General features: G+C 72.1%; 6 protein-coding genes. All 6 read left to right on the top strand.

Annotated elements, in window-relative coordinates:
- Positions 1 to 61: 61 nt before the first annotated feature.
- Positions 62 to 478: an SRPBCC family protein gene (locus tag U9J39_RS28915; protein ID WP_115713262.1), complete on the top strand. Its 417-nt coding sequence runs from the start codon at positions 62 to 64 to the stop codon at positions 476 to 478.
- A 205-nt stretch (positions 479 to 683) separates the two neighbouring features.
- Positions 684 to 905: an MbtH family protein gene (locus tag U9J39_RS28910; RefSeq protein ID WP_012356043.1), complete on the top strand. Its 222-nt coding sequence runs from the start codon at positions 684 to 686 to the stop codon at positions 903 to 905.
- A 2-nt stretch (positions 906 to 907) separates the two neighbouring features.
- A complete protein-coding gene (locus tag U9J39_RS28905; protein WP_326348749.1) occupies positions 908 to 1,642 on the top strand; it encodes a thioesterase II family protein in 735 nt (244 codons plus the stop codon).
- A gap of 56 nt (positions 1,643 to 1,698) precedes the next feature.
- Positions 1,699 to 6,237: a condensation domain-containing protein gene (locus tag U9J39_RS28900; RefSeq protein WP_326348748.1), complete on the top strand. Its 4,539-nt coding sequence runs from the start codon at positions 1,699 to 1,701 to the stop codon at positions 6,235 to 6,237.
- Between the two features lie 4 nt (positions 6,238 to 6,241).
- Positions 6,242 to 9,409 carry a non-ribosomal peptide synthetase gene (locus U9J39_RS28895; protein WP_326348747.1) on the top strand — a complete coding sequence of 1,056 codons (3,168 nt, stop codon included), beginning with the start codon at positions 6,242 to 6,244 and terminating at the stop codon, positions 9,407 to 9,409.
- Between the two features lie 23 nt (positions 9,410 to 9,432).
- On the top strand, positions 9,433 to 12,320 hold a 2,888-nt coding region (locus U9J39_RS28890; RefSeq protein WP_326348746.1), incomplete at its 3' end, for an amino acid adenylation domain-containing protein.

Below are 12,320 nucleotides of genomic sequence, written 5' to 3'. Positions count from 1 at the left end.
GGCGCCCCACCTCTGGAACAAGACTTGCACCGGTTTGCCCGCCTTTTGAATAGGAGGTGCTATGTCAACCATCGAAGAGTCGATTGACGTCAGGGTGCCGGTGCAGGTCGCGTATCGGCAATGGTCCCGGTTCGAGGAATTTCCGCGGTTCATGGAGGGCGTTGAAGAGGTAAGACAGCTGGATGATCGCCGCCTGCACTGGCGCGCCGAGGTCGGGGGCAAGCACAAGGAATGGGATGCCGAGATCACGCAGAACGTCGCCGACCAGTGCATCGCGTGGCGCAGCGTCGCCGGCGCGGAGAACTCGGGCCAGGTCAATTTCGCGCCGCTCGATGCCGGAGCGACCCGGGTGTCGGTGCGCATGGACTACGAGACCGAAGGCGTGGTGGAGGCGGTCGGCGATGCTGCCGGCGTGCTGAAGCGCCGGGTCGAGGGCGACCTGAAGCGATTCAAGGAGTTCATCGAAGCCCAGGCATGACGCCTTCCAGTCCCGCTCGCGGCCTGGCCAGCCAGGTCGCGACAGGATCCGGTTCCCTGCCCCCGTTACGCCAGGAAGCCTGGCGCTGCCCCGCGTGGCCACCAGTGGCCGTGCCCCTGCTCCCTAAATATTCCCGTTCCGTTTTCGTCCAACAGGGTGATGCGCCAGATGGCGCCACACACCTTGCACTGAACGGGAGCCCGCCATGAGTTTCGACCGCGACGACGCCACTTTCCTGGTCCTCGTCAACCACGAAGAACAGTATTCGATCTGGCCGGACTACAAGGCCGTGCCCGGCGGCTGGCGTGCGGCAGGGTTCAGCGGCAACCGGCAGGCCTGCCTGGACTATATCGAGCGCACCTGGGTCGATATGCGTCCGCTCAGCCTGCGCCGCTTCATGGAGGCGCAAGCGCAGACGGGCGCCTGACCATGGCGCCATTGCAGCTGTTCTGTCTGCCATACGCGGGGGCCAGCGCCACGGCGTACCTGCGCTGGCGGCGCCTGTTGCCGGCGCAGGTCGCCGTGGTCCCGCTGGAACCGCCAGGGCGCGGTGCGCGGCTGGACGAACCGCTGCTGCGCGATTTCGAAGCGCTGGCGGCGGAGATGGCAAACGTCCTGTGCCGGCAGCTCGAGCGACGCGCCGGGCCGTACGCGCTGTTCGGACACAGCATGGGCGGCCTGCTGGCCTGGCGCCTGTGCCACCTGCTGCGCGAGCGCGGCCATGCCTTGCCGCAGCGCCTGGTGGTATCCGGCTGTGCCGCGCCCACCCGGCGTGATCCCGGCCGGCTGGCGGCATTGCGTGGCGATGCCGCGCTGAGCGCGGACCTGCGCAAGCACGGCGGCACGCCTGAGGCGGTGTTCGCCGACGCCGAACTGCTGCGGCTGACGCTCGACGTGCTGGACGCCGACTATCGCGTGTGCGAGAGCTTCCGGCGCGGCGACATGCCGCCCCTGAGCTTGCCCGTGCATGTGTTTGCGGGCCTTGACGACCCGATGGCACCGGCCGATCTGCACGCGTGGGCGATCGAGACCCGCGCCGGCCACACACTCGACTGGTTTCCCGGCGCCCATTTCTTCCTGCACGACAGCCAGGCCGAGGTGGTCGGCCGGCTCATTGCCTGCCTGAACGCAGCGCCGGCATCCGCTGCCCTGCTGCCAGCCTGACCCGCCCCGCGACGCACGACCCAACGCCAACCGTCTTTCCGAAGAGCGATCCAAGCATGCAGTCCGATCCTGACCTGCCGGCCACGCTGGTGGCCCACCTCGGCCGCCTGGCCGCACAGCGCGGCGCCGACACGGCGCTAATCATCGCCGATGAAGGCGGGGAAACCCGCTACAGCTACGCCGCGCTGGACGCGCGCGTGCGGGCCCTGGCGGCACACCTTGCGGCGCAGGCCGAACCCGGCACGCGTGCGCTGCTGCTGATGGACAGCGGCATCGACTACGTCGCCGCCTTCTTTGCCTGCCTGTACGCCGGGCTGGTCGCGGTGCCGGCTTTCGAGCCTGGAGCCGTGCGCTCCGCGCAAGTAGCGCGCCTGCGCGCGATTGCCACCGATGCGGAGCCGGCGCTGGTGCTGACCACCAGCGCGCAGGCCCGCGACCATGCCGAGGCGCTGGCCGAGATTGCGCCCGGCGCGGCCGTGGTGGCTGCCGATGCCACGCGGCCCGCCGCAGCGGCAGCCTGGCGGCCCTACCCCGCCCATGCCGGGACGCTGGCGTTCCTGCAGTACACCTCGGGCTCCACCGCCTCGCCGAAGGGCGTCATGGTCAGCCATGGCAACGTCATGGCGAACGAGATGGCGATTGCCGAGGGCATGCGCGTGGGGCCCGGCGACGTGATGGTCAGCTGGCTGCCGCTCTATCACGACATGGGGCTGATCGGCGGGCTGCTGCAGCCCATCCACAGCGGCATTGCGGTGGTGCTGATGTCGCCGCAGTTCTTCCTGGAGCGCCCGGTGCGCTGGCTGCAGGCGATCAGCCAGCATCGCGGCACGCTGTCCGGCGGCCCCGACTTTGCCTTCCGGCTATGTGTGGAACGCGTGCGCGACAGCCAGCTGGCGGGGCTGGACCTGTCAAGCTGGGCGGTGGCCTACTCCGGCGCCGAGCCGGTGCGGGCGGATACCCTGCGCGCCTTTGTCAAACGCTTTGCCCCGGCAGGCTTCCGCCAGCAGGCGCTGTATCCGTGCTATGGCCTGGCCGAGGCCACGCTGTTCGCCACGGGTTCCGAGCGCGGCGCCGGCATGGTCAGCACGCGCTTCGATGCCGCGGCGCTGGCGCACGGCACAGCGCAACCGTCGCAGGAAGGCATGGAGCTGGTCGGATGCGGCTTCCCGCGCGCGGGCCATGCCATCCGCATCGCCGGCGCCGACGGGCAGGCACTGCCCGACGGCCAGATCGGCGAGATCGAGATCGCGGGGCCCAGCCTGTGCGGCGGCTACTGGCGCAATCCCCGCGCCAGTGCCGCGGCCTACGGCGACGACGCCAGGCCCGGCGCGGACCGCTGGCTGCGTACCGGAGACCTCGGCCTGTGGCATGGCGGGCAGCTCTATATCGCCGGGCGGCGCAAGGATCTGATCATCGTGCGCGGCCAGAACCTCTATCCGCAGGACATCGAACGCGCTGTCGAAGACCAGGTGCCCGCCGCGCGCCGGGGCCGGGTGGCGGCCTTTGCCGTTGCGGGCCCCGACGGCGAGGGGATCGGCATCGCCGTCGAGATTTCCCGTCCCGAGCAGAAGCGCGTGGGCCACGCGGCCCTGGTGCAGGCGCTCGCGCAGGCGGTCGGCAACGCCTGCGGCGAGCCGCTGGCGGTCGCGCTGCTGCTCAATCCCGGTGGCCTGCCCAAGACCACCAGCGGCAAGCTGCAGCGCAGCGCCTGCCGTACCGGCTGGCTTGAAGACAGCCTGGACGCGTGCGCGATCTGGGTGCACGGCAGCTTCGCGCGCGGCGGCACTGCATCACCGCAGCAGGTATCCGCGCAGGACGCTGCCACGCGCGGCGACACCGAGCGCGCACTGGCCGCGCTGTGGCAGGAATTGCTCGGTATCGCGCCGGCCGGCCGCGATGCGCACTTCTTTGCCAGCGGCGGCAATTCGCTGACCGCGGCGCGGGTGGTGGCGCGGCTGCGCGAGCAATATGGCACTGCGGTGCCGTTGCGCCTGCTGTTCGAGCACCCCACCCTGCACGCCTGCGCCGCGGCGCTGGACTTGTTGCAGGGTGATGCCGCCGAGGCGCCGCTGGCACCCGTGCCGCGCCTGCCGCGCCTGCCGCGTATGCCGCTGGCGCCGGCGCAGCAAAGGCTCTGGCTGACCGACCGCATCGCCACCGAAGGGGACCGCTGGATCTATAACATGGCCGGCGGGCTGCGCCTCACCGGCGCGCTTGATACGGCAGCGCTGCGCGCCGCGCTGGACGCACTGGTGGCCCGCCATGAAGTCCTGCGCACCAGCTACCACGCCGATGCGCAGGGCTTGCCGTATGCCCGCATCCAAGCTGAACTGGCGCTCGACCTGCCGCTTAGCGAATTGTCGGCACTGAGCGCGGGGCAACGCGATGCCGCGTTGCGGGAGCTGGCCGAAGGCCAGGCGCGCGAGCCCTTTGATCTGGCGCAGGCGCCTTTGCTGCGCGCCCGCCTGGTGCGGATCGCCGCCGACGACCATGCGCTGCTGCTCACGCTGCACCATATCGTCGGCGATGGCTGGTCCGTGGCGATCCTGCTCGATACGCTCGCCGCCGCCTACAACGCGGCACGGGCCGGCGTCGCGGTGGACTGGGCGCCGCTGCCGGTCCAGTACGCCGACTACGCGGCGCACCAAAGCGCCGCCGACGCCGGTCCGCAACGGCAGGCCGAGGCCGGCTACTGGCGCGACGCGCTGCGCGACGCGCCGAAGCTGACCACCCTGCCCACGCCCAACCGGCGCCCGCCGGTCGCCTCGCGCGACGGGGCCGCCTGCCACACCACCCTGCCCGCCCCGCTGCTGGCGCAGGCGGACGCGCTGGCGCAGGCCCATGGCGCCTCGCGCTACATGGTGCTGCTGGCTGCTTTCCACGCCCTGCTGCACCGGGTCAGCGGCGCCGAAGACCAGCTCGTCGGCATTGACGTGGCCGGCCGGCCACGCCGCGAGCTGGAGCAACTGGTCGGCTTCTTCGTCAACGTGCTGCCGCTGCGCGCGCAATGCCAGGCCGGACTGCCGTTTGCAGAACTGCTGGCGCAGGTGCGCACGCGCGCGCTGGCCGCCTTCGACCATCAGGGACTGCCGTTCGAGCGCATCGTCGAAGCGGCCGGCGTGCCGCGCGAGCGCGCCTGGCATCCGCTGGTGCAGGTGCTGTTCGTGCTGCAGAACACGCCGGGCCAGGCGCGCCAGTTCGACGGCCTGCAGGCCGCGCGCCTGCCCACGCCGGTGCACGCGGCCAAGTTCGACCTGGCCGTGTTTCTCGAACCGTGCGACCACGGCCTGCGCGCCGAATGGGTGTATGCCACCGCGCTGTTCCCGCGCGCCACGATGCAGCGCCTCGCCGATGCCTACGGCGCCGTGCTGGCGCAGGCGGTGGCCGATCCCGCCCGTCCGCTGTCCGGCTTCGATGTGCCGGCCGGCCTTTGCGAACCCGCTCCTGAACCGCCCGCCATGACTGCCACCCCCGCGACCCGCCCCAGCAAGCTCGACAAACTCGGCAAGCTCGCCAGCCTGCCCCGGCGCGGCGCAGACGCCCCCCCGGCCGCACCCGCCGCGCTGCCGGTCCGGACCTCGTTCCTGGCGCCGGGCCAGACCTTCCCGATCGTGATGGAACCGGCCTCGCCCGATCTCGATCCGGTGGCGTGGGCGCTGGCGCACCGCGCGCAGATCGAGGCCACGCTGTGCCGCCACGGCGGCATCCTGCTGCGCGGCTTCGGCCTGCGCACGCCGCAGGAGTTCGAGCAGTTCGCCGAATCGATCGAGCCGGGGCTGTACGGCGCCTACGGTGACCTGCCGAAGAAGGAAGGCGGCCGCAACACCTACCGCTCCACGCCGTACCCCGAGCGCGAGATGATCCTGTTCCACAACGAAAGCGCACACCTGCCGCGCTGGCCGCGCAAGCAGTGGTTCTTCTGCGAGCTGCCGTCACCGGTGGGTGGCGCCACGCCGATAGTGGACTGCCGCGAGATGTACCGCCGGCTGCCGCGCGAACTGGCCGAACGGTTCGAGCGCAAGGGCCTGCGCTACGTGCGCACCTTCAACGACAAGCTGGACGTGAGCTGGCGCGACTTCTTCAAGACCGATTCGCGCGAGCAGGTCGAAGCGCGGCTGCGCGCCTGCGGCACCGACTTTGCGTGGCTGGATGCCGACACGCTGCAGACGCGCGAACACTGCCCGGCGGTGATCGCGCACCCGGTCACCGGCGAGCGCAGCTTCTTCAACCAGGTGCAACTGCACCACACCGCATGCCTGGACCCCGAAGTGCGCCGTGACCTGCTGGACATCGTCGGCCCGCAGCGGATGCCGCGCCAGGTGACCTTCGGCGACGGCAGCCCGATCGGCGACGACGTCATGGCCCGGATCGGCGAGCTGTATGAAGCCTGCGCCGTGCGCTTTGCCTGGCGCCAGGGCGACGTGGTGATGCTGGACAACATGCTGGCCGCCCATGCCCGCGACCCGTACCAGGGCCCGCGCAAGATCGTGGTGGCGATGGGCGACATGTTCGAGCGCAAGGACTTGCCGCCGCTGCCGGCACAAGCCGGCGCGCAGGACGCCGCCGTGGCGGCCGACACCGCGCTGGAGGGCTGAGCCGATGGACGCCATCACCCAGGATTTTGCGCGGCATGCTCGCGCGCTCGGGCGCGAACAGCGAGCGCTGCCGGCCCACGCGGCCACGCCGGTTACGCTGTCGGCAACCATCGAGGGCCCGCTGGACGCGCAGCGCCTGCAGCGGGCACTGTACCGGGTAGCCGCACGCCATCCGGCCACGGGCCTGGTGTTCGGTCCGGTCGAGGGGCTGCGCGGGTTGCGCCAGCACTTTGCCGGGGCCTTGCCGGCGTGGTCGCTTGCCGGCCCTGCCGGGGCCGAGCCGGCCCTGCAGGCCGCGCTGCAGAGCCGCGACGACCGCCGCGCACAGCTGACCCTGACCGCCCGTGCGCTGGCGGCCGATGGCCCCAGCCTGGTCATCCTGCTGCGCGAAGTGGCGCAGGCCTACGCCGACGATGCGGCCCCGGCGGGCGCGGCGCCCCTGCCCTATGCGGACTATCTCGACTGGACCGACGGGCTGGCGCAGGAGAACACAGAAGCCGGCGCGGGCTACTGGCAAGCCGTGGGGGAACGGCTGGCCAGCCTCGATGCGCCGCGGCTGCCCTGGCAACGCGCCGGCGACGCCAACCATGCGCTGGCGGCACAGTATGCCGAGCTGCCCGCCGCGGAAGCCGCTGCGGTGGCCGAATGGGCCGCGGCGCTCGGCCAGCCGCTGTCGCACGCGCTGCAGGCGGCATGGTGGCTGCTGCTGGCACGCCTCGATCCGGCCGCGGCGTTTTGCGCCGGCTGGCAGCACGACTGCCGCGACGACTTCGATGTACTGGCCGGCGCGGTGGGGCGTTATGAAGCGCTGCTGCCGGTCACGGTGCAGCCCGACATGGCGGCGCCGTTTGCCGACTGGCTGGCTGCGTTCGGCGCGCAACTGCAGCAGCACCTCGACTGGCGCGAGCATTGCCCGGCGGAGGCCAGCGCGGGCGCACCTGCACGCGTTGGCTTCTGCTGCAGCGGCCCTGCCAGCATGCAGTGGCAGCTAGGCGACCTGCATTGGCGCGCCGACACTCCGCGGGCGCTGCTGCCGGGCCTGGCGCTGGCGTTGCAGGTCCACGTGGAAGGCGGCATGCCGCGTCAGCTGGTATTGCACCACGCCGAAAGTGTCCATGGCGCCGACGCGATGGCATGCCTGCTTGACCAGTACCGCGAGCTGCTGCAAACGCTGCGCGCGGCGCCGCACACCGCCGTGGGCGCGTTGCCGCTCGCCACCGCCGCCGAGCGCGTGCGCGCCGACGCCATGCATGCGCCGGCGCTGCATGTCGGCGCACAGGTGCTGCCGCAGCGGTTGGCCCATTGGGCCGCCGAGCGCCCGCATGCGCCGGCGTTGTCGGCCCCTGGCCTGCAGTTAAGCTACGCCGGCCTCGCCCGCGCCGTGGGCGCGGTGGCGCGGCAGTTGCCGGCACTGGGTTTGCGCCCGGGCCAGCCGGTCGGCCTGCTGCTGCCGCGCTCGGGCGAGCTGGTGGTGGCATTGCTCGCGGTAATGCGCGCCGGCGCCGCGTACCTGCCGCTCGATCCGGCGTGGCCGCCGCAGCGGCGCGCGCAGATCCTGGCCGACGCCGGTGCCACGCTGGTGCTGACTGACGCGGCCCATGCGAGCGCCGCGGGGCCGCTGCCGCACGCCGATATCGCGGCACTGCTGGCGGCCGGCACCGATGCCGCGGCCGCGCAGGCGCTGCCGGCTGTGGACGCTGGCCAGCCCGCCTACGTGCTCTACACCTCGGGCTCGACCGGCACGCCCAAGGGGGTCGCCATCACCCATGGCCAGCTGCTCAACTATGCGGCGGCCTCCGGGCAGGCCCTGCGCCTTGACCGCTGCCAGCGCTTCGGACTGACCTCCACCGTCGCGGCCGACCTGGGCAATACCGCCCTGTTTGGCGCACTGTGGCATGGCGCCTGCCTGTGCGTCGCCGACGAGGCCGACATGCGGCACGCCGCCGCCTTCGCCGCGTTCCTGGCGCGCGAGCATGTCGACTGCCTGAAGATCGTGCCCTCGCACCTGGATGCCTTGCTCGACGGCGATACCGAGCCGCTGCCGCTGCCGGCGCACGCCACCATCGTGCTGGGCGGCGAAGCCGCGTCCCCGGCGCTGCTGCAGCGGCTGCGCGCGCGCATGCCGCAGGCCCGCCTGTGCAACCACTACGGGCCGACCGAAACCACGGTCGGCATCCTGGTCCATGATGGCGGGCGCGCGGCCGAGGCGGCGAACGCGCCGCTGCCGCTGACGCAGGTGCTGGCCAACTGCGAGGCCTATGTGCGCACCGCCACGGGCAATCTGGCCGCGGTGGGCGAAACCGGCGAACTCTATCTCGGCGGCGCGCAACTGTGTGCGGGCTATCTGTCCGGCGCCGCGGCCGAGGCGTCATTCGTCGCCCATCCCGACCGGCCGGGCCAGCGCCTGTACCGCAGCGGCGACCTTGCCCGCTACCTGCCGCGGGGCGGCATCGAACTGATCGGGCGTGCCGACCACCAGGTCAAGGTGCGCGGTTTCCGTATCGAATGCGGCGAAGTCGAACAGGCGCTGGCGGCGCTGCCTGGCGTACGGCAAGCGGTGGTGATGCTGGTCGCCACGTCCGGTGGCGCGCCCCAGCTCGCGGCGTGGATCGTTGCCGACGACGCCACCGCCGCCGCGGACACGGGACGCGCGGCCGACTTGCGCCATGCGCTGCGCCACGCGCTGGCCGAGCGCCTGCCCGAAGCCATGATTCCCGCGCTGTGGTTCGCCGTGCCGGCGCTGCCGCGGCTGCCGAACGGCAAGGTGGACCGCCGGGCGCTCGCGCAGGCCGCCGGCGCGGCCGCGGCCTCGCCTGCCGGACCCGCGCGCGCAGCGGAAAGCGAACTGGAAGCGCTGCTGCTGGACCAGCTGCGCGACCTGCTCGGGGCACCCGGCCTGGCGGTGCACCAGGACCTGTTCGAAGCCGGGGGCCACTCGCTGCTGGTGATCAAGCTGGTGGCGCGCATCCGCAAGCTGCTCAGGCTGGAGATCGCCCCGGCCGTGGTCTTCGACGCCCCGGACGCGGCCGCGCTGGCCCGCGCGCTGCGCAGCGCCAGCCCCGACCCGCAAGGCCTCGAAACACTGGCCGGACTGCAGCGCCAGCTGGCCGCGATGTCGCCCGAGGCGCGCGCCGCGCTGCGTGCCTCCGCCACGGCCAACGCCTCCGCATAACGTCTATTCCCTGGAACGCATCCATGACGCAATCCTCGACCCCTGCCGGGCAGGCGGCGCTGCTGGCGCTGCTGCTCGAGCAGGATCCGGAGCCGGCGGCCGCACCGGCCAGCCCCGCCCCCGCCCCGCTATCGTTCTCGCAGCAACGCCTCTGGTTCTTGCTGCAATACGAGCCCGGCAGCACCGCCTACAACCAGACCCGCGCCTTCGTGCTGCGCGGCGCGCTCGAGCGCCGCGCGCTGGAGGCCGCGCTGCGTGCCGTGATCGCACGCCATCCCGCGCTGCGCACCCGGTTCGTCACGGACGACGCCGCGCCGGGCAGCTTGCCCCGGCAGGTGGTCGAGTCCGCGCCATCCTTTGCCCTGGCCGAAGCACCGCTCGCCGCCGGCCCGGATGCGCTGCAGGCGTGCATCGACGCCGAAGCCGCGCGCCCCTTCGACCTCGGCCAGGCACCGCTGCTGCGCGCCACGCTGCTCGCGCGGGGGCACCATGACCACGTGCTGCTGCTGTCGCTGCACCATATCGTGTCCGATGCGGTGTCCAACGCCGTGATCGCGCGCGACCTGGGCACGGCCTATGCGCAGGCGCTCGCGCACGACGGTGACATCGCGCTGCCCGCACCCGCCACGACCTTCGCCGTCCATGCCAGCCGCCAGCGCGAACGCCTGGCCAGCGGTGCCCTGGACGCCCAGCGCGCATGGTGGCAACGCCAGCTGGGCAATGGCATGCCGGCCCTGCAGTTGCCCACCGACCGACCGCACGGCAGTCCCGCGACGCGTGTTGCGCGGCGCATCGATGCGGCGCTGGACCTGCCCCTGCTGGGCGCATTGCGCCGCTTCTGCGCAGCGCAGCGCTGCACGCCGTTCGTGGTGCTGCACGCCGCGTGGCAGGCGCTGCTGAGCCGCTATGCGGGCCAGGACGATTTCGCGGTCGGCGTGCCGCACGCGGGCCGCGACGGCGAGGGGCTGGACGAGGTGGTCGGATTCTTCGTCAACACCCATGTCTACCGCTCGCGCACCGGACCCGGCATCACTGGCCGCGCGCTGTGCGAACAGCTGCGCGCCGACGCGCTGGGCGCGCTCGGCCATGCCGAGCTGCCGTTCGAAGCGCTGCTCGACGGCATGCAGGTGCCGCGCGACGCCGGCCGCAGCCCGCTGTTCCAGGTCATGTTCAACCTGCGCACGGCCACGGCACCCGCCGCGCTGGCGCTGCCGGGCCTGCAGGTGCAGGCCGTGGAAGCGCGCCAGACCGGCGCCAAGTTCGACCTGATCCTCGACGCCGAAGACCGCGGCGACGGCATCACGGTCAGCCTGGAGTACGACTGCGCGCTGTTCGATGCCGCCACGGCCCAGCGCATGCTGCGCCATTACGTGACCCAGCTGGGCGGGCTGCTGCACCAGCCCGGACTGCCGCTGGCGGCCACGCCCCTGCTCGGCGACGACGCCGCCGCCACGCTGGCGCACCAGCACGCTGCCGGCCAGCCGGCGCGGCACGTTGCCGCCGAGCTCGCCCATCGCCGCATCCAGCGCCATGCCGCGCAGCAGCCGCATGCGATCGCCTTGCGCCACGGCGACACCACGCTGACCTATGGCGAACTGGAGCGGCGCGCGAACCGCCTGGCGCACCGCCTGATCGCACTTGGCGCAGGCCCCGAAGTGCGCGTCGGCATTGCCATGGAGCGTTCGCCGGAGATGATCGTCGGCCTGCTGGCCATCCTGAAGGCCGGCTGCGCCTATGTGCCCTTCGACCCGGCCTATCCGGCCGAGCGCCTGGCCTACCTGTTCGAGGACAGCGGCATCGCCGCCTTGCTGACCCAGCCCGCGCTGCGCGGGCTGCTGCCGCAGCGCGATGCACTGCCGGTGCTGGAGCTCGACGCACAGGACGATGGCGGTGCCTGGCCCGACCACGCGCCCGCGGTCGAGGTCCGTCCCGAACACCTCGCCTACGTCATCTACACCTCCGGCTCCACCGGCCGGCCCAAGGGCGCCCAGCTGCAGCACGGCAACCTGTCGCGCCTGCTGGCTGCCACCCAGCATTGGTTCGGCTTTGGCCCCGCCGATGTCTGGACGCTGTTTCACTCGTACGCGTTCGATTTTTCGGTCTGGGAGATTTTTGGCGCGCTGTGCCATGGCGGGCAACTGGTGATCGTGCCGTTCCATGTCAGCCGCGCGCCGCAAGAGTTCATCACGCTGCTGCGGCGCGAACGCGTCACGGTGCTGAACCAGACCCCGTCGGCGTTCCGCGCACTGCTGGCCCAGCCCGAGCTGTACGGCGCGCCGCTGGCGCTGCGCCATGTGATCTTCGGCGGCGAGGCACTCGATCCGCAGGCGCTGCGGCCCTGGATCGACCACTTCGGCGATGCGTCGCCGCGACTGGTCAATATGTATGGCATCACCGAGACCACCGTGCATGTCACCTACCGCCCGATCACGCGTGCCGACCTGGACCCATCCAGCCGCGCGCGCAGTCCGATCGGCGAACGCATTCCGGACCTGGGCGTGCGTGTGCTGGATCCCGGGCTGAACCCGGTCGCGCCCGGTGTGGCCGGTGAACTCTATATTGCCGGCGACGGCCTGGCGCGCGGCTATCTGAATCGCCCGGGCCTGACCGCGGAACGCTTCGTGCCCGACCCGTTCGCCGGCGATGGCGCGCGGCTCTACCGCACCGGCGACCTGGCGCGCTGGCTGCCTGACGGCGAGCTGGAATACCTGGGCCGCATCGACCAGCAGCTGAAGATCCGCGGCTTTCGCATCGAGCCGGGCGAGATCGAGGCGCGCATCCTGGCGCAGTCCGGTGTCGCCAACGCGGCGGTGATCGCCGCCGAAGGACCGTCCGGGGCGCGGCTGGTGGCGTATGTGGTCGCCGCTGCAGGGTCCACCATCGATGGCGCGACGCTGCGTACTGCGCTGGC

The organism is Cupriavidus sp. SS-3 (genome assembly GCF_035818815.1).
GTDB classification, from domain to species: domain Bacteria; phylum Pseudomonadota; class Gammaproteobacteria; order Burkholderiales; family Burkholderiaceae; genus Cupriavidus; species Cupriavidus taiwanensis_C.
The sequence above is the reverse complement of the archived record's forward strand: the minus strand, read 5'-3'. Positions and strand labels throughout refer to the sequence as shown.